Source organism: Clostridium sp. YIM B02551 (genome assembly GCF_022324735.1).
In the GTDB taxonomy this organism is placed as follows: domain Bacteria; phylum Bacillota; class Clostridia; order Clostridiales; family Clostridiaceae; genus Clostridium_T; species Clostridium_T paridis.
The window spans coordinates 1-18,510 of the sequence record NZ_JAKGTF010000011.1 but is presented as its reverse complement, the minus strand read 5'-3'; the positions used below and the strand labels follow the sequence as shown (position 1 = coordinate 18,510).

17 protein-coding genes and 1 pseudogene are annotated in these 18,510 nt (G+C 29.8%); 8 read left to right on the top strand and 10 right to left on the bottom strand.

The features are described 5' to 3' along the window. Positions 1–10 precede the first annotated feature (10 nt). The 3 genes from L1S47_RS13875 to L1S47_RS13865 all read right to left on the bottom strand — a co-directional run bounded on the left by L1S47_RS13875 (position 11) and on the right by L1S47_RS13865 (position 4,071). Positions 11–2,041, bottom strand: a complete 2,031-nt coding sequence (locus L1S47_RS13875; RefSeq protein WP_238884130.1) for a chemotaxis protein CheA — start codon at positions 2,039–2,041, stop codon at positions 11–13. 17 nt (positions 2,042–2,058) lie between these two features. Beyond that, entirely contained in the window at positions 2,059–2,652 is a 594-nt protein-coding gene (locus L1S47_RS13870; protein ID WP_238884129.1) for a TetR/AcrR family transcriptional regulator, read from the bottom strand. A gap of 171 nt (positions 2,653–2,823) precedes the next feature. Further along, positions 2,824–4,071 carry a DUF445 domain-containing protein gene (locus L1S47_RS13865; protein WP_238884128.1) on the bottom strand — a complete coding sequence of 416 codons (1,248 nt, stop codon included), beginning with the start codon at positions 4,069–4,071 and terminating at the stop codon, positions 2,824–2,826. Positions 4,072–4,327: 256 nt separating this feature from the next. Between L1S47_RS13865 and L1S47_RS13860 the strand changes: the two genes are divergently transcribed. Further along, positions 4,328–5,671, top strand: coding sequence for an MATE family efflux transporter (locus L1S47_RS13860; RefSeq protein WP_238884127.1), 1,344 nt, complete (start codon positions 4,328–4,330; stop codon positions 5,669–5,671). 29 nt (positions 5,672–5,700) lie between these two features. On the opposite strand, the gene L1S47_RS13855 is transcribed toward L1S47_RS13860, so the two are convergent. From L1S47_RS13855 to L1S47_RS13835, 5 genes are all read right to left on the bottom strand, one after another. Beyond that, positions 5,701–6,603 (bottom strand): TraB/GumN family protein, encoded by a 903-nt coding sequence (locus tag L1S47_RS13855; RefSeq protein ID WP_238884126.1) that lies wholly within the window; start codon positions 6,601–6,603, stop codon positions 5,701–5,703. A 96-nt stretch (positions 6,604–6,699) separates the two neighbouring features. Beyond that, a complete protein-coding gene (locus tag L1S47_RS13850; protein WP_238884125.1) occupies positions 6,700–7,374 on the bottom strand; it encodes a hypothetical protein in 675 nt (224 codons plus the stop codon). Further along, positions 7,367–7,915, bottom strand: coding sequence for a sigma-70 family RNA polymerase sigma factor (locus tag L1S47_RS13845; RefSeq protein ID WP_238884124.1), 549 nt, complete (start codon positions 7,913–7,915; stop codon positions 7,367–7,369). Before L1S47_RS13845 ends, L1S47_RS13850 begins: the two co-directional genes overlap by 8 nt. A 37-nt stretch (positions 7,916–7,952) precedes the next feature. Then, positions 7,953–8,633 (bottom strand): hypothetical protein, encoded by a 681-nt coding sequence (locus L1S47_RS13840; protein ID WP_238884123.1) that lies wholly within the window; start codon positions 8,631–8,633, stop codon positions 7,953–7,955. A 128-nt stretch (positions 8,634–8,761) separates the two neighbouring features. Then, positions 8,762–9,268, bottom strand: coding sequence for a peptidase M56 (locus L1S47_RS13835; RefSeq protein ID WP_238884122.1), 507 nt, complete (start codon positions 9,266–9,268; stop codon positions 8,762–8,764). 187 nt (positions 9,269–9,455) lie between these two features. On the opposite strand from L1S47_RS13835, the gene L1S47_RS13830 reads away from it, so the two are divergent. Further along, a complete protein-coding gene (locus L1S47_RS13830) occupies positions 9,456–9,782 on the top strand; it encodes a hypothetical protein (RefSeq protein WP_238884121.1) in 327 nt (108 codons plus the stop codon). A gap of 172 nt (positions 9,783–9,954) precedes the next feature. Here the strand turns inward: L1S47_RS13830 and L1S47_RS13825 are convergent, their stop codons facing one another. Then, positions 9,955–10,692: a hypothetical protein gene (locus L1S47_RS13825; protein ID WP_238884120.1), complete on the bottom strand. Its 738-nt coding sequence runs from the start codon at positions 10,690–10,692 to the stop codon at positions 9,955–9,957. A gap of 273 nt (positions 10,693–10,965) precedes the next feature. Beyond that, positions 10,966–11,340: a hypothetical protein gene (locus L1S47_RS13820; RefSeq protein ID WP_238884119.1), complete on the bottom strand. Its 375-nt coding sequence runs from the start codon at positions 11,338–11,340 to the stop codon at positions 10,966–10,968. 200 nt (positions 11,341–11,540) lie between these two features. Between L1S47_RS13820 and L1S47_RS13815 the strand changes: the two genes are divergently transcribed. The 6 genes and pseudogenes from L1S47_RS13815 (at position 11,541) to L1S47_RS13790 (ending at position 18,400) form a co-directional block, all read left to right on the top strand. Next, a complete protein-coding gene (locus tag L1S47_RS13815; RefSeq protein WP_238884118.1) occupies positions 11,541–12,407 on the top strand; it encodes an SDR family oxidoreductase in 867 nt (288 codons plus the stop codon). 142 nt (positions 12,408–12,549) lie between these two features. Continuing rightward, positions 12,550–13,872, top strand: coding sequence for a spore germination protein (locus L1S47_RS13810; RefSeq protein WP_238884117.1), 1,323 nt, complete (start codon positions 12,550–12,552; stop codon positions 13,870–13,872). A 26-nt stretch (positions 13,873–13,898) separates the two neighbouring features. After that, entirely contained in the window at positions 13,899–14,999 is a 1,101-nt protein-coding gene (locus L1S47_RS13805; RefSeq protein WP_238884116.1) for a GerAB/ArcD/ProY family transporter, read from the top strand. Then, on the top strand, positions 14,999–16,120 hold the full coding sequence (locus L1S47_RS13800; RefSeq protein ID WP_238884115.1) for a Ger(x)C family spore germination protein: 1,122 nt from the start codon (positions 14,999–15,001) through the stop codon (positions 16,118–16,120). Before L1S47_RS13805 ends, L1S47_RS13800 begins: the two co-directional genes overlap by 1 nt. A gap of 413 nt (positions 16,121–16,533) precedes the next feature. Continuing rightward, positions 16,534–17,940: pseudogene (locus L1S47_RS13795) on the top strand (glycoside hydrolase family 5 protein); the annotation flags it as partial. 181 nt (positions 17,941–18,121) lie between these two features. Continuing rightward, a complete protein-coding gene (locus L1S47_RS13790) occupies positions 18,122–18,400 on the top strand; it encodes a hypothetical protein (RefSeq protein WP_238884113.1) in 279 nt (92 codons plus the stop codon). The last annotated feature ends 110 nt before the right edge of the window (positions 18,401–18,510 follow it).

Genomic DNA, 18,510 nt, shown 5'->3' with positions numbered 1-18,510 from the left:
CCATCATTTATCAATCTATTATTCCTGGTATATCTAATATTAAGCTAATACTTCCATCCCCTAACAATGTACATCCTGATATACCTTTTATATTTTTGATTTTAGTTATGTAACTTGGCAATGCTTTTACAACTACTTGTTGTTCCCCTATTAATTCATCCGCAAGCAAACACACTGGATGGATTTCATCTTCTATCATAACTAATATTCCTTCATGAATTAATTTTGTTGCTGATTTAACATTATATATTTCATGAAGTCTCAGGATTGAATAACATTTCCCTCTAATCATTATCATTTCATTTCCTTCAGTATCCCTAAAAATCTCATCTTCCTTAGGTCTAAAAGATTCTTGAATTGATGTTGTTGGAACTGTATATATTGACTTTCCAACTCTAATATTTATCCCATCGATAATTGCTAGTGTTAGAGGTATTTTTAGTACCATAGTAGTTCCTATTCCGGGCTTACTGTCTACCTGTATAGATCCACCTATTTTTTCAATACTTTTTATAACTACATCCATACCTACTCCCCTGCCTGAGAATTCAGTTACAGCTTCCTTTGTAGAAAAACCTGGTAGGAAGATCAAGTTATATATCTCTTTATCAGTCATTTCTTCTGGGGCCTTATTTAAAATTCCATTCTCTGATGCTTTCTTTAATATTTTCTCCTTATTTAAACCTTTGCCATCGTCTTTTATAATAATTAATACTTCACTTCCAGCATTTTTAGCTTCTAAGGTTACTGTACCTATTAGACTTTTACCATTGCTTGCTCTTTCCTCAGTAGCCTCAATACCATGATCTATGGAATTTCTTATAATATGCATAAGTGGATCTCCTATGTGTTCTATAATATTCTTATCCACCTCTGTATCTTCACCAATTAACTTTAGTGTTACTTCTTTCTTTAACTTCTTACTCATATCTCGAACTATTCTGTTCATCTTAAAGAATGTTGGAGCTATAGGTACCATTCTTATAGACATCACTATATCCTGTAACTCTGAAGTGATTTTCTTAAGCTGTCTAGCTGCTTTATTGAAATTATCTAAAGTCAATCCTTTCAAATCCGGATTTTCTGTAACCATTGCCTCCGCTATTACTATTTCTCCTACTAGATCCATTAAATTGTCTAATTTTTCAACATTAACACTTATTAAGCTTTTCCCTTGGCTACCTTTATTGGCATTGGCTAACTTATCTTGTGGCGCCTCATTTCCTTTTGTTTCTTTTTGCTCCTTATTATCATCACTATCTTTTGATTCTTCTTTTACTTCTAACTGTTTAATATCAAGCTTGTCTATAAACGCAACTTCCATAAATAGATGTTCGATATCTTTATAACTCTTATCAGTTTTAAACTCAATTCTAAAACCATTCTCTCTAATTATCTCGACACTATCATCATTATCTGTAATATCTTCTGGAATATGTTTTAAGTCTTCAGTAATCTCCTTAAGATTATGGACAATAGCAAAAGCCCTAATATTCTCCATCTCACAACCTTCTTGAAAATATACAATTACTTGAAATGCATTATTTTTAGTTGCCTTGATGGATTTACTAGGACCTACATAATACTGCTTTACTTCTTCCTTCTTTTTTCCCACTGTTTCAATTACGTTATTTTTAATTTTTAATTTTTCTAAATATTTTTTAATCTTTTCCTTTAAAACCTTTTCATCTCCGTTTGGAGCATCTCCATTTTTGATTTTTTCTATTTCTATTTTTATAAAATCTAACCCTTCTAAAACAACATCGCATAAGGATGAATCATCAATATTTTTAGGATTTTTTTCTCTTATAAAATAGAATAAATCTTCTATTGAATGAGCTATCGCTGAAATATTATTAAATAGCATCATTGCAGATGAGCCCTTTATTGTATGCATTATTCTAAATATCTCATTTATAATTTCTGAAGAATAGCCTCCAGTAGCTTCAACATCTATAATAGATTGTTCAAGCTTCTCTAGCTGTTCTGAAGTCTCATGTATAAATAATTCAAGCATTTGATCATTTGAATTAAAGGACATCTGTTTTTCCTCCTAAATTATTTGTCTATAATAAAAGCATTTATTAGAGTATTTACCATAGTTACAGTTCTTTCCTTAAGTGAAAAGTCAAAACCTTCAATTCTCCACTTTAAACAAGTTTCCCTGCTTCCTCCTAAGATTAAATCTGTTAAAATCTGAGCACTAACTTCTGCTTTTATCAATTCTTCTTCTTGAGCTTTTTCAATTGTATCTTTTAAAAAGGTTGTCCTAATTTCAATAATATTTTTTATTTTATCTGACAATACCTCCTCATACATCAAGTTATCATATACATGCAAAATTGCAGTAATCGCTGGATAACTCTCATAATATTGATAGTAAGTCTCAATATAATATTTTATTGTATCTATTGGATTTAATTTTCTGTTTACGCTTACTTGAATAATATCTTCATCAAATTGGCTAAAATGATTTAATACTGCAAGTAATATATCTGTTTTATTTTTAAAATGTCTAAAAAGTGTTCCTTCTGATACACCTTGTCTTTTAGCTATTTCTTTTGTTGATACATTCTGCAATCCTAATTCATTTATAGCGTCTATGGTTGATATAATTATTCCTTCCTTAGTATTTAATAAAGATGTTTTCATATTTACCTCCATACGGAGTGAGTGTTCACTCCTATGCTAAAATTATATAATTACCTACATTTTTTGTCAAATGATTACATGGTTTTTCTCTTTGTTAATTTGTACTACAAAAAAACCTTCTACCCAAAATAAGTAGAAGGTTCTATATTTACTATATTCTATTTATGTTTCTTAAACTACTAACTTTATTAAACCCAATGCTATACCTATAATAAATCCACATATAGCTCCATTAACCCTAATCCATTGCAGGTCATTTCCAACCTTATCTTCTATAAGTTCAATTAAGGTTTCTGTCTCTAATTTTTCTATGTTCTCTTTAACTAACTTACCTATCTTACTATGGTTTTTATCTGCAAAATTTACAATTTGCTCTTGAATATATGTTTCTATCTTATTTATCAATTCTTTATTCTCTAAAAGATTAACTAACATATTATCTATTAGCGGTAATAACTCTTCTTCAATATACTCCTCATCACTAATATAATTTAAAACTGAATTTATTGTAGTTTCTATTTGTTCTTGCATAAATTCATTAAATTTAGTGCTATCTGTTATATTTGCCTTTATATTATCTACTACTTTAATAAGTTCTTCATTATCTTTTCCATTTACAATACTTTTTCTTACAGATTCAAGAATCATATGTCTACTTCTATTATCTGTATCTTCTAAGTCATTTAATATAAATACAATACAATCTTGTATTATCTTTCCTACCTTTTCTTCCCCAAGTGCTCCAATCGCTGCACTAATTGTATATTTCATTAAAGGATTGATTTCTATTTTACCAATGGCTTCAATAGCAGAACTTCCAATTTCATTCTTTATGCTCTCTTTCTTAACTTCAATTTTTATTCTTTCGACTAATATATCTAAAGCCTTTTGTTCATAATTGTTTTCTAGGCATGCATTAGTAAGAAGTTCTATTAGGTTTTTAGTATCCACTTCATTTATCTTTTCACTAATCATTCTATTTAGATATGTTGCTACTTTATCACTTGGAATTGAATCCGCTATATTTTTAGTTATATTTATTACTCCTGATTTTACATTATCAGAATACAAATTATTTCTTAATAAATTCAAAGTCTTTGAAACAATTTCTAGCCTGCTTACCTTATCAATTATGCTTGATTTATTTAAAAGATCATTCTCTACTATCGAAACTAATGAATTAGTTATTCTATCACGGTTTTGAGGTAATATCGCTGTATGTGGAATATGAATTCCTAGAGGATATCTAAATAAGGCTGTTACTGCAAACCAGTCTGCAAGTCCCCCTACAAGACCAGCTTCAAAACCACTTTGAAGAAGTACAATGGCTGTACTATTTCCTGAAATCATTGTAGCTATAAAACCTATTAACATAATTATTAACGATATTGATGCCATTTGATTTGTTTTTGCTTTCATAATCTAATACCTCTTCTACTTTTGTAATTTACTTTTAATGAATTTTTATTCACCTAAACATAATTTAAATTATAGCACAAAGAAAATAAAATTTTAATATATATGATTTATCAATATATTCAGTCTTTTAACTTAATTACGTGATATTTCTACGTAATAATTTACTTGTAGTTAAGGTTGATTATATTTCGCTATATTATATAATTAACTTATGCTTAAGAATAAACAATAAAGGAACCCATTAACAGGTGATAAAATGAAATGGATACGAAAAGACGTTATTAACTTAACTATTCCCATACTTATGGAACAATTATTTGTTATGTCCATGGGAATGATAAACACAATGATGGCAGGTCATATAGGCAAAGAGGCAGTTTCAGCAATTGGTATGGTTGATTCTATCAACAATATTTTCATTGCTTTTTTTTCGGCTTTAGCAGTTGGTGGAATGGTTGTAGTTGCACAATTTGTTGGACAAGGTAATATAAAGAAAGCAAACGCATCTATGAAACAAGCCCTATATTCTGGTCTACTAATCTCCTTTCTAATAACTTTAACTATGTTTATATTTAAAGGCTTATTGGTTAAATTACTCTTTGGTGCTGCCGAGCAAGAAGTTATTAACTCTGCAGATATATATCTATCTATTACTCTATTAACTTACCCGCTAATCACTACTGATCTTATTGCAAATGGAATACTTAGAGGTGCAGGTGACACAAAAACACCTATGAAAATCACCATATTTATGAATATTTTAAATGTAGTTTTCACTTTTACATTTATTAATATAATTAAGCTAGGTATTGTTGGAGCTGCACTCGGAATAGCTTTAGCTAGGACTATTGGTGCACTTATAATCCTAGGCGTACTCCTTAGAGGATCAAGCATTCTAAAATTAACTGAGATTAAGAAATTCAAATTTGATAAAGAACTTTTAAGGCCAATCTTCTCAGTTGGACTACCTGCTAGTGTTGAATCTCTACTATTTAATGGTGGTAAATTAATTACCCAAATCTTTATAGTCGATATGGGTACAGTTGCTATTGCCTCTAATGCTATAACGAGTTCCATAGGTGGAATGCTTAATATCCCAGGAAATGCTTTTTGCACAGCTGCTACAGCTCTTGTTGGTCAACATATGGGAAGAGGCGAAACCAAAGAAGCTCAAAATACACTAAATTACATTACTAAGCTATCAACTGTTTCTTTAATTATATTATCCTTAGCATTTTTACCTTTCTCAGGGGTGTTCCCAAGACTCTATACAAGTAATGCTGATATAATTAAACTAACAGCTCATGCATGTATTTTATATGTAATATTTATACCAGTTTGGTCGATTTCCTTTGTACTTCCTTCAGGTTTAAAAGGGGCTGGCGATGCAAAATATACAATGATGACCTCTATGATAGGTATGTGGGTTTTTAGAATAACTCTTGGCTATATACTAGGAAACATTCTTCACTTTGGTCTGATTGGTGTATGGATGGGAATGTTTATTGATTGGTCTATTAGAGGATGCTTATACTTAATCAGATTCAAAAAAGGTAAGTGGAAAGAAAAAGTGGTAATTAAAAGAGCCATTGCTAAATAAAAAAGAAGGGATATAAAAATCCCTTCTTTTTATTCTAATCTTGTAATAGTATACCCTTTGTCTTTTAATAAAGTTACAAGTCCATCTTCTCCAACTACATGTCCTGCTCCTACTACTATAAAGTATTTATCATTAGATTTTAAGTACTCTTCTATCTTAGCCTCCATATTTAGATTTCTTTTAGTAACCATAGCATCGTAATAATCTCTAAACATTTTATCCCCTGATTTCACTTCATCATTCATCTTTTCAACATATTCTGTATCCCCATTTACTATAGCATCATACATTTCTTGAAGCTGTTTTTTAGTTTCTGTTACCTTTGTAAGTTTCATTAGGTTCGCATTTTGAAATTCATCGTCTCCAAAACTAAGTGCTTTATATTGTGTATCAAGCTCTTCTAGTGCAACAATTGCCTTATTATCACTTTTCGCTCTTGATATAAATATCATATCGAGCCCATTACTAGATTTAAATCCAGAAGCTGAGTATTGCAATACTGATATTGTCATTTGAAGTGCCCATGGTTTAAGTTTAGATATTTCTCCATTATATTTTTCACCGACCTCACCTAGGAGTTTAGTTACATATTCCTTAGTTTCTGGTTTTATATGCTTGTCTAGATTATCTCCATCAGTATAGCTCATTTCTTTCGAAAACTTATCAGCTATTTCTGAGTCTGTTACATCAAGTTCTACTCCTAATTTATTTGATTCTTTATATGCATTTTCTACTTTATCTGAAAATTTAATTTTATCATCCCCAAGATGTATTGAACCGCCAAGATATAGGTATTTACCATCCTTTTCTACCTTGTAGAATATTCCTTTCGCTTCTTTCAGCTGATCAGATTGTTTACCACATCCAAAGGCAATGCTAGCAAATAATACTACACAAGTAAAAACAGATATTAAACGAATTACTCTTTTCATTTTATTCCTTCTCTCATAAATAATTATTAAATACTATATACCTATTATTCTCCTGGAACTATAATTATCTGTCACTATTTTTTAAAATTTAGATTTTTACCTAAACATATTTAAGGTATCTCTCCAATATAAGAAAATGCCATATATAAAACAAGCCAGAAAAATTATCATGAAAATTATAAATGCAATCCTTCCTGATTTACTCATTCTAGGTTTATTATATTCTTCAATAGTAATCCCCTTTTCATCTCTTAAGTACCTTATTATTTCTAAAAATATCTTTTCACTTTCCTCTCCATAAGGGCTTGGCTTTACTATATTTATTTCATCAAATTTTAATCCTATGGTCTTATATTTTTCCCATGCATCCACTAAACCTACTAAATCATTTATTTCATAAATACACTCTTCTAAAATGTTATAATAGAGATCTAACTTAAATATGAATATTCTCACATCAGTTATAAGTAATCCTAAATACTTTATCTGAGCTGCCATTGGCCCTCCAGCTCTATCATATTGCCTATCCTGCATATAGCTCTGAAGTGCTATCATCTTATATTTTATTATTTCAGTGTTTCGTAATTTAGATTTTACTATTTGCTCTAATTCAATATAGGCTATTTTTCTTAGCACCCTGTCATTCTTAATCTTGTATAAACTTTCACCTATTGTTTCTTTAGCTTCAATAGCTTTATACTCTAAATCTTTTATCTCTTCCTCTGAATAGTAGTTAATGTTTAATAATTCAAGTAGGTTTCTATCATTCATTTATCTCACCTACTATCTTCTGAATCTTCTTTTTCGCCCTAGATATCCTAGTGTAAATATATTCTTCCGAATATCCTAAGGACTCTCCTATTTCTTTTATTGGTACTCCATCAAGATATCTCTTAATAATTATAAGCTTGTCCTTTTCTTCTAAATTATTTAGTAATTCTTTTATAAGCTCAATATTCTCAATTCTTTCTAATTCATTGTTTTCTTCACTAATCACTTCATCCATATATTCAGTATTACTAGAATGTCTTAAATTTTTTCTTTTAATATCTAATGCCTTATATTTTGTTATAGATATCAGCCATGATTTAAAACTTCCCTTTTCCTCATTAAAACAATCTATATTAAACCAAATTGCTGTAAATACATCATTATAACACTCTTCTATGCACTCTTTCTCATGAGCTTCTTTCAAAATATTCCTAGCGATATAATAAACCAAATTACCATATATATTCATTAGCTTATTTAAGCATTCTTTATCTTTTCTTAAAATACCCTTTATAAGCTTTTCTTCATTTACATTATCCATATTACCCTCCACATGAATTCTTGCTTAAATAGACTTTTCATTTTAAAATATCCAAGGCAGCTTTAATAGTGTAAACTATTGAGCCAATGAAACCCATAATCATACCAGTAATACTTAAGATAAATACTATCATTAAAAATATTCCCGGTTTTTCACTCTTATATGGCTTAAATTCTGCATTAGTTTTTTCCTTTAGATATTTTATCATCTCAATAAATATCTTTTCATTTTCTTCTCCATATGGCCTTGCTAGAATATCCATACCTACATTAAAACTAAAGCCAATACTTGCGCATTTCTCCCATAAATCAAAAAAGCATTTGATATTACTTATTTCATTAACATATACCTCTTCTAATAAGTTATAAGTACTATCCATTTTAAACACAAATATTCTTGTATCCGTTACAAATAGTCCTAAATATACAGTAGGCCTTCCTCCCATAGTTCCAATATCTGTTCTAAATATTTCTTTTTGCCTATAGCTTTGAAGTGCTATCATCTTATATTTAATTTCTTCATTATCTTTTAATAGTGATTTAACTTTTTCCTCTAATTCTATAACTGCTATTTTTCTTAATACCTTATCATTTTTTACATAGTACAAGTCCTCACCTATGCTATTTTTAGCCTTAATAGCTCTATTTTCTAAATCTTTTATCTCTTCTTCAGAGTAGCTGATGGAATTCAAAATTTTTAGTAATTCTCTATCGTTCATATATTCATCTACCCCCTTTATATTTATTATTCGTATGAATCTGCAACTATCTGTCAATTTTTGTGTAAAATTTTTACTTTAAGATAAAAGGATGACTATGAATTACAAATAATTCTAGTCATCCTTTTTTATGATATAAACTTTAATGTTTTAGAAATACTTTCAATATGATTTTTATCTGCCCATAAAATGAAATAGTAATATGCTTCACTATCTATAGTAATAGCTTTAGGATATTTAACTATTAATTCTGCTTGATTATTGAAGTCCTTAATCTGATCACTTGAGGGCATTATTAACCTTGCTTCTTCTCCATCAATAGTCAGCTTTGTTATTTTAGGATTACTTCCAAAAGGCACTAAAATATGAGTAGCTTCATTTTTAGCTACGTAATCTATACTTAAATCTTTTCCTGTAGATGCAGAAATCTGAAAGAAACCATCCTTTCCTTCAAATTTGTCACTATAACCTGGACTTTTAATCCACTCCTTATTATAGCGTAAGGATATATTAAATTTTTTATTCTCATAATACTTAGTATTCTCTTTAGCCATTACCTTATTACTAATACATAAAAGGCATACAAAGATTATAATCATACTAAAAGATAGATAAATTTTAGACTTACTTTTCATAGACTTTTATTCTCCTAATATTTTTATTTTGTATAATTTATTATTTCACTATAGCTTAGGATTTATTGATAATTCTTAAATAAAAGGCTATGTTTTAATTTAATGTTGAAATTTTATATATTTTTCGAGGTATGTAATAAACGTAATGTATGGTATATAATTGTAACCAGGAAGGAGTTTTTAGTATATGAATAAAAGTGTTATATTTAATATTATAGTTTCATCTATATTGATAATAGGTATCGTAACTATAGTTATAGCGACCATCAAACCTATGTTATTAATTAATTTAGATAGAGTTAAACTAAACAGTAAAAATTATATCATAAAAGATAAACAGGGATTTATAAAATATAATCAAAAGATGTATTGGTGCTTTGGAATAATGTGTAGTGTTATTTCTATACTTTCATTATTAAAAATTATTGATAATACCATCTTTTGTATTGGTGTAAGTTTTATTGTAATTATTGTTGGTTTAATAAATTCTATATCAATAAAAAAATATGCTTAATTTTTAAAATATCTTCATTATTCATAGATTTCTTCAACACTAAATTCTACCATATTCCTTATTATATATTTGTTTCATTCTACTATATAATAAAAAATCATGAAAAGCATAAGATTCCTCTTAATACCTCTCATGATCTTTATACTTGACCTATATTTCCTTTTTTAAATTATTAAAAAGGACAAGGATTTAAACAATCTAAACTCAAATTAACTTGAACTTCAGCTGAAGCTGGAAGTGTTCCTGCACCTAAGAATATTTGTGCTGCTGGATTTGTAGGTGTTACATCAGTTATAGAATTGCTTATGGTTGATGTCCCAACTACACTATCAGATATAATTCTCATTCTTACATGTCTAGCCACTGCACCATCTGAAGGTACATTGAGTTCTGTACAAGTTATCAATATATTAGCTGGACCAGTAATATTAGTATCTAGTGGTACTGGATTTCCACTTGGTACAAAGCTAGCATTACACCCTGAAAAATCAGTGAATTGTACTGTTACTCCTGTTGGGATGAAAAGCTCATCTTTAAAATCCACTAAAACACTTGGTGAAGGCGGTACAGCTACTAATAAAATTCTAAAATCAACATGATTTCTCTCTGAAACTATACAACACTTAATTGTAGAAACTTCAGCAACATTTATTGTAATCTCTGTGCTATCACTACTTGATGTGTTTAGAGCTGTAGCTACTGCAGTATTATTTATGGTGTATATTCCTGGTTGACTGAAATTATTTATCGAAATAGTATAGACTACATCTACAAATGCACCAGGGTTTATAGTTCCTAAATTTCCACTTATCTTAACTTGTCCAACAGTGCTTCTATCTACTACTAGAGTATTAGGGTTAACAATTATTGTCCCAATTGTAATCTGAGAAGGAATAAAAATTGTATCCAAGAATTGAACATTATTAAGAGCTGCATTTCCTATATTACTAACTCTTACACTATAATTTAAGGTAGCCTTATTATTAACTATAGTTACGTTACTTTCTTTATTTACAGCAAGTTTACCTTCTGGATTACACTCCGGAACTAAGAAGCAATCACAATTAAAGGTTATTATACTTGTGGCTGCTTTTACTTTAATAGGCTGAATAGCCTCAGGATAATTTCCAACTAAAGAAAGTCTATATTCTACAGAAATACCTTTATCATATCTACCTGAAACTTATACCTTTAACCACTGAAAACCTGAAGGTGCTGCACCAAAATTGGGATCAGTAGTACTTAAAGTAAATGGTACAGGTGTAAATTTGCCTGTTCCATCAAGCTTCTCTTCAACTATAATATTTGATGAATGGATACTCTTGCAAATAGGAATTACAAAATTGCTTATAGCTCGTGTAGTCCCTGCACAATCTGTAATAAACTTATAGCTCCAAAATGAACTATTTAATTCTTCCACATAAGCAGGGTTATTTACTACCTCTCCATTAGGGAGTTCTTGGCAATCTGGTTGTAAAGCTGAAATACCATTTTGTGGCCCACAACAACATCCTACAGTATATGGTATTAATGAACAAGGTCTGGCTGTATCAGCCATAAACACTCACTTCCTTTATAAAATTCACCTTAACATATTATATTTAATCAACTTTAAAATTGTTACATAACAAAATTATGAATTATCATGATTTTTCCTATTATATAAAATTTCAACGCTTTATTATCTGCAGTATAGTGCACTCATCAATATCAAATGAATACTTTATTAATATACTACTATCTTAGGAGAAAAAATGAATGCCTTCACCCTATAATCCATTTAATTTACCTAACTCTTTTCCACCACAGCATCAAGCTTTCCAGCCAGGAGTCGAGGCAATTATGTCTCCCAAACCAATATCTGAAACTCCTTTAAAAAATCCTATGAATAATAAAAAATTATTAAATAAAGTAGCCTTAATTACAGGTGGTGACAGTGGTATTGGAAGAGCTGCTGCTTATGCCTTCGCAAAAGAAGGTGCTGACATTGCAATTATATATTTAAATGAACATATGGATGCTCAAGAAACAAAAAACAAAATTGAACTAATAGGCAGGAAATGTATTATAATGCCAATTGATATTTCAATAGAAGAAAACTCCAAATTAATAATTAATGAAGTAATTAAACACTTTGGTAAACTAGATATTCTTGTAAATAATGCTGGTGTAATATATCCTACAAATAACTTAGAGGACGTATCTGCTGCTCAACTAGAATATACTTTTAGGGTTAATGTGTTTTCTTACTTTTATTTAACTAAAGAAGCTTTGCCTTATTTAAATGCTGGAAGTTCAATAATCAATACTTCTTCAATAGCTGCTTTCAAACCTTATCCCATAGCCCCTGATTATCAAGCTTCAAAGGCTGCAATCACAGCTTTCACTAAGTCAATGGCATTAATATTAATGCCTAGAGGCATTCGTGTTAATAGCGTTGCACCCGGGGAAGTATGGTCTCCTTTAATTCCCTCTGCTTTTGATCCTTATGCAGTAGCTACTTGGGGACAATCTTCCCCAATTGGAAGAGCTGGTCAACCTTTTGAAATAGCTCAAGCATTTGTATTTTTAGCTTCTGATGACTCCAGTTATATGTCTGGACAAACTCTTAATATGTATAATTGACCTTCATCTTTTTAGTTTTTTATATTGTAGATAATGGCTTGACCATTATCTTTTTTTCATATAGCTATTAAGTTAGTATAAATATTTTTAAGTAGGAAAATATAAAAAAATAAAACTGTAATTTAAACATCGAGGTAGCTATATGAATAAGATTAATGACATAAAGGATTGGTTAAATGCTCAATTATGCAATTCAGCCGACGCTGAATTTAGAACATTGAATTACAATAAAAAGAAAGCTTATATTTGTTTTATTTCAAGTATTTGTGACTTAGAAAATATTAAGCAAACACTTATTACTCCTTTTTTTAATATGGCAAGCTACCAAAACTTTCAAAACTATCTTATTTCATTGCCTAAATGTACTACATCAACTGATAAAAATTTTATATTAAATGAAATCTTGCATGGTTCAGTTGTTATAATACTCGAGAATGATATTTATACATTTGATGCAAAGAAGTTTATGGAAAGTAGTATATCTGATTCCTTTAGTGAAACTGTAACTCAAGGTCCTAAAGACAACCTACAAGAAAACATAGAAACAAATCTCAACTTAATTCGCAATCGTTATAACCAAAAAAATTTAACTGTAGAACAGCATATTCTTGGCGTAGAAAATATACCTGCAGTAATTTTATATAACAATCAATTAGTTGACTATAAAATATTAGATGAGCTTAATAAAAAGATAGAAGAATTTTATGTTAAGTCCATTAATTCAGCTCAAAAAATACATAAAAATTTCATGAAAGAAAATTCAATACTTTTTCCTACAATTATGGTTGTAGATAGAACTGATCGCATTATTAAGAATATTCAAGAAGGTAAGATAATTATGTTAGTGCAAGGCAATCCTTATGCCTTAATTTTACCTTCAGTATTCTTTGATTTTATGTCCTTAATGGATGACTACTATCAACTCCCAGTTGTTAGTATATTTCTCCTTATACTTAGGTATATAAGTGCCTTTTTAGTAATATTCTTACCTGGATTATATGTTGGATCTGTCTCATACAATCCAGAAATCTTTCGCTATGAATTTGCAATGTCAATAGCCAGCAGCCGTGTAGATTTGCCATACCAATCATTTTTAGAAGTGCTTTTTATGCTTGTTATTATGGAGCTATTATTAAATTCTTCTATAAATCTTCCTAAAGGCACAGGTTCAGTAGCAACTACTGTAGGCGGATTAATTCTTGGTCAATCAGCTGTAGCAGCCGGCTTGGCTACAAATATTATGGTTATTATTATATCTACTATAATTATTTCATACTACATATTACCAGCTAATTTAATTAATCGGTCATTAAGCCTAAGTAAATATATTGTACTAGTTTTATCTATATTTTTCGGATTAATAGGTGTCGTTATTGGGTTCATAGTAATAATTTTATATTTAGCTAATATCAGAAGCTTTGGAAAACCATATTTGCAATTATTCACTCCAAAAAATCAATTGTAGTATTTAATCATAAATGAGGTGCATTAATGAAACGCTATTTTTTTTATATTGTCTTGATTAACTCAATAAATAATATAATAATTTTTTTACCAAGCGTAATTCTTCATGATAAATATCAAGGCGCAATTATGGCTATCATTTTCTCAATTCCTTTTGGAACTATTTTGCTCTATCTATTTATGAAATCAATTGTTAAGTTTCCCAATATGGCTTTCCCTCAAATATTAACACTAACCCTACCTAAATGGGCTCAAATTAGTATTATGCTATTTATCTGCTCATTATGGTACATATCAGGTTTTATGATGTTACTAGCTTTGCTAGAGATGGTTCAACGTTTTATATTTCTTAAGATGTCTCACTATATGCTATTATCCATTCTTGTACTTGTATTATTGTTAGCCATAAGAACAGAAGGCTTAACCATCCTTCATTCTCTTGAAATTTTTTTAGTTATTATAATTCCAATGATTTTATTCATTTTTACTAAAGCTGTATTTAATCCCTGCTTCTCTTGGTATGCGTGTATTGAAGTTGTAACCCATACTTTTACTTTTCCAACCTTGCCATCCTATGCCGTAACAACTTATATGTTTTCTGGATATACTGATATGCTTATTTTTAATAAATTCTTTAATAAAGAAAACTTCCAATTAAAATATTTATGGATAATTCCTTTAGTGGAATTATTTTTATTAATATTTGCTTTTTTCATACCAATTGGCTTTCTAGGCACTAGTCCTATTTCCTATAATTATCCATGGATTGCTGCAACTGACTGTATTAGCATTAAAGTTGGAGTAGTTGAACGTACTATGTTCATTTATATTTTGCTTTTTTTTCTTACTGCCATAGCAAATATTATTGTACATTGGTATGTCTCTTTTGAATTAATTAATGATATGTTCAAATTTCAATTTACCCTTAATAAAGCTCAAAGGATTCCTTGGTACATATTAGGGCTCTTTGGTGTCATTCCTTTTTTACTCATAAACCTGTTCTCAAGCGAAGAAATAATATTTTCCTCTGGAACAATATGGCTCATACTTAGGCTTTTTGTTGAACCCATTGTTGTTGGTCTAGTAATTCTAACAGCTTATAGTGCAAAAAAGAAAGGGGCTATTTAATGCGCATTATTAAGTATACTTTTGTTTCAATATTTATTACTTCATTTCTTTTATCATGTTATGGCTGTAGTAGTACAAAAGAAATTGATAAAAGAGCCTTTGTAGCTTGTATTGGAATAGATACAGGTCAGTTTGATATGCATCGATTCAAAGTAACATTAACTTTTGCACTTCCAGAAAAGCAAATGATAAATTACTTTAATCTAACAGCTGAAGCAAATACAGTAAATGAAGCAATTGAACTAATTAGAACTAAAATTAGTAAAGACATTGATTTCAGTTATGCAAAGGTAATTTTATTTGGAAAGTCCTTGGCTTCCGAAGATTTATCCATAGCCATAGACTCACTTATACGTATGAGAGAAATTCAAACTATCTCTTTTGTTACAATAGGTGAACCTAATGCCAAATGCATCTTAGATAAGCGGGTTGAGTTGCAGAAAAAAGCCTCCAAAAACTTATTATCTATGAATTCATTAATACTTGCATTTGACGGTACAGGTGTGGAGACGAATTATATCACTCAAGTTTATCTATTTGATTTTTATCGTAATATCACTGAACTTGGGGTTACTCCATTTCTTCCTATTATCAAAATTCAAGAAGATAATTTTGAAATAGATGAATTAGCTTTACTGGATAAGGGTGTTCATTTAAAAACAAAAACAGTATTATCTCCAAGTGAAACTCAGATTTTCAATATGCTGTATGCTAACAAATCTAACTTAAGACTTAATATAGATTCACAAGAAAAAAGTTTCGTAGTAAGAGTTCAGTATGTAAAGCATAGCTATTCAATTGATTCTACTACCAAAGTACTCCCTAAATTGCAGTATAATATAAAAATATCTGGAATTATTTCCGAATCAACATCTACTCAAAATCAAATAAACTTAAATAAATGCGAAGATTTATCCTCTGAAGTAATTAGTAGTCAAATACTAAAGCTCTTAAAAAAACTTCAAGCTGATAATCTTGATCCTATAGGATTTGGACTAAGATATCGCTCAAGAAATTGGAATAATTCTACGAAATTTGAAGATTGGAATAAATTGTATCCAAGTATAGACTATGAAGTGAATTTAAAGATGAAGTTAGAATCGTCGGGATTGATTAGATAAATATAGTTTATTAAAATCAAATGCATTAATAGATTACTATTTCTATTAATGCTTTTCTATAGACGATATAAATTAAATAATTCATTGTAAAATATATACATTTATGTTAATATATACGCATCAACTTATTAAAATTACTAGCCATGGTTAACTAAATGTCCAAATCACTATTCATAACTTTTTCTACTTATCTTACTAAATTCTATAATTCACTTAAAGATGATAACTTAATCTACCTAATTAGAAACTCCCCTACTATTTTCTTACACAAATACATAACTGAAGATAATTCTTAAATACAAAAGACTATCTATTGATGGGATTTTTTATTAATTCAAGAGGAGGTGAAAATTAACAAAGTTTATAAACATAGGATGTTACATTAAATATTTGTATAAGGGGGAACAAGTATAATGAAAAGATTCAAAAAGATAATTTCATTGCTTATTATTGTAACTACTATTTTTACAACTGCTGCTTTTAGTAACGTTCAAAAGGTAACTGCTGCTGTAGACACTAATAATGATGACTGGCTACATTGTGTAGGAAATAAAATCTACGATATGAATGGTAAAGAGGTTTGGCTAACAGGTGCAAACTGGTTTGGCTTTAACTGTAGTGAAAACGTATTCCACGGCGCATGGTATGACATTAAAGGAATATTAAAAGGTGTAGCTGATAGAGGAATAGGTTTTTTAAGAATCCCTATTTCTTCTGAACTTTTGTACAGCTGGATGATAGGAAAACCCAATAAGGTTTCAAGCGTAACTGCTGCTAATAATCCACCATATTATGTTTGTAATCCTGATTTTTATGATCCAACTACAAATGGTCCTAAAAATAGCATGGAGATTTTTGATATCATCATGGGGTACTGTAAACAATTTGGTATAAAGGTTATGGTTGATGTTCATAGTCCAGATGCTAATAACTCAGGGCACAATTATCCATTGTGGTATGGTGTAACCACTTCTACAGCTGGAGAAATAACTACTCAAAAATGGATAGATACTTTAGCATGGCTAGCAAATAAGTACAAAAATGACGATACTATCTTGGCCTTTGACCTAAAAAATGAACCACATGGTAAAAGGGGATATACTGCAACTACACCTACAGATATGGCAAAATGGGACAACTCTACAGACGAAAATAACTGGAAATATGCAGCTGAAAGATGCTCTAAAGCTGTACTTGCATCAAACCCTAAATTACTAGTTATGATTGAGGGCGTTGAGCAATACCCTAAAACTGAAAAAGGCTATACCTATGCTACACCAGATATCTGGGGTGCTACCGGCGATGCCTCTCCATGGTATGGTGCTTGGTGGGGTGGAAATTTAAGAGGGGTAAAAGACTATCCAATTAATCTAGGCACACTTAACAGTCAAGTAGTATACTCTCCTCATGACTATGGCCCATCAGTGTATAATCAAACATGGTTTGATAAGGACTTTACAACTCAAACTTTATTAGATGATTATTGGTATGACTCCTGGGCATATATTAATGATAAAGGTATTGCACCTCTTCTTATTGGAGAATGGGGTGGATATATGGATGGAGGAAAGAATCAAAAATGGATGACACTACTTAGAGATTATATGATTAAGAATCATATTAATCATACATTCTGGTGCATTAATCCAAACTCAGGTGATACAGGTGGATTATTAAGCTATGATTGGACAAATTGGGATGAAGCAAAATATGGTTTATTAAAACCTGCCCTATGGCAATCAAATGGGAAGTTCATCGGTCTTGATCACCAAGTACCTCTTGGCTCAAATGGAATATCCTTAAGCCAGTATTATGGAACAAAATAATCAGTATTTAATTTAATCTATCAACTATGAAATAAATAAAAAGAATGAAAATGGGCTTCTTTTTAAAACCCATTCTCATTCTTTTTCTTATTCAAGCTATTAATGTACTCTCTTGCTTTATCCATAATTTTCATAATATAATCATATTAAGAACTTAAAATAGGAGGTTTCTATTATGGCAATAAAGGACTACCTTAAATTTTTTTCTACTGAAACTAATCTACAATTAGATTATATTATTACGTTTAAAGACATGGATAGACCTAATATAACGGACTTCCCTGCTCTCCAACAATTAGGAAATTGGGATTCTTACGGAGAACATGGGTTTCGTATAAGCTGCAAGCTTCCTAAGGATAAATTTGAAGAAATAATTAGTGAAGAAATGAACATATCAAAAGATAAATTTACAATAATCAACAGTGCTGAATTTGCTGGTGCTAGATTTTTTTAATACACAAATATATAAAGCCACACACTTTCAAAAAATGAATAAAATGTACCCGTTGTAAAGGACAGTTTAAAAAAAGACTATATAGCAGACTTAAGAAGATGATTTCTGTA

Excerpts from the sequence above, each read along its gene's own strand:
- L1S47_RS13820 (WP_238884119.1), bottom strand. The coding sequence starts at position 11,340 with ATGGCTGATACAGCCAGACCTTGTTCATTAATACCATATACTGTAGGA.
- L1S47_RS13835 (WP_238884122.1), bottom strand. The coding sequence starts at position 9,268 with ATGAAAAGTAAGTCTAAAATTTATCTATCTTTTAGTATGATTATAATC.
- L1S47_RS13875 (WP_238884130.1), bottom strand. The coding sequence starts at position 2,041 with ATGTCCTTTAATTCAAATGATCAAATGCTTGAATTATTTATACATGAG.
- L1S47_RS13850 (WP_238884125.1), bottom strand. The coding sequence starts at position 7,374 with ATGAATGATAGAAACCTACTTGAATTATTAAACATTAACTACTATTCA.
- L1S47_RS13865 (WP_238884128.1), bottom strand. The coding sequence starts at position 4,071 with ATGAAAGCAAAAACAAATCAAATGGCATCAATATCGTTAATAATTATG.
- L1S47_RS13830 (WP_238884121.1), top strand. The coding sequence starts at position 9,456 with ATGAATAAAAGTGTTATATTTAATATTATAGTTTCATCTATATTGATA.
- L1S47_RS13845 (WP_238884124.1), bottom strand. The coding sequence starts at position 7,915 with ATGGATAATGTAAATGAAGAAAAGCTTATAAAGGGTATTTTAAGAAAA.
- L1S47_RS13800 (WP_238884115.1), top strand. The coding sequence starts at position 14,999 with ATGCGCATTATTAAGTATACTTTTGTTTCAATATTTATTACTTCATTT.
- L1S47_RS13860 (WP_238884127.1), top strand. The coding sequence starts at position 4,328 with ATGAAATGGATACGAAAAGACGTTATTAACTTAACTATTCCCATACTT.
- L1S47_RS13870 (WP_238884129.1), bottom strand. The coding sequence starts at position 2,652 with ATGAAAACATCTTTATTAAATACTAAGGAAGGAATAATTATATCAACC.
- L1S47_RS13815 (WP_238884118.1), top strand. The coding sequence starts at position 11,541 with ATGCCTTCACCCTATAATCCATTTAATTTACCTAACTCTTTTCCACCA.
- L1S47_RS13810 (WP_238884117.1), top strand. The coding sequence starts at position 12,550 with ATGAATAAGATTAATGACATAAAGGATTGGTTAAATGCTCAATTATGC.
- L1S47_RS13855 (WP_238884126.1), bottom strand. The coding sequence starts at position 6,603 with ATGAAAAGAGTAATTCGTTTAATATCTGTTTTTACTTGTGTAGTATTA.
- L1S47_RS13805 (WP_238884116.1), top strand. The coding sequence starts at position 13,899 with ATGAAACGCTATTTTTTTTATATTGTCTTGATTAACTCAATAAATAAT.
- L1S47_RS13790 (WP_238884113.1), top strand. The coding sequence starts at position 18,122 with ATGGCAATAAAGGACTACCTTAAATTTTTTTCTACTGAAACTAATCTA.
- L1S47_RS13840 (WP_238884123.1), bottom strand. The coding sequence starts at position 8,633 with ATGAACGATAGAGAATTACTAAAAATTTTGAATTCCATCAGCTACTCT.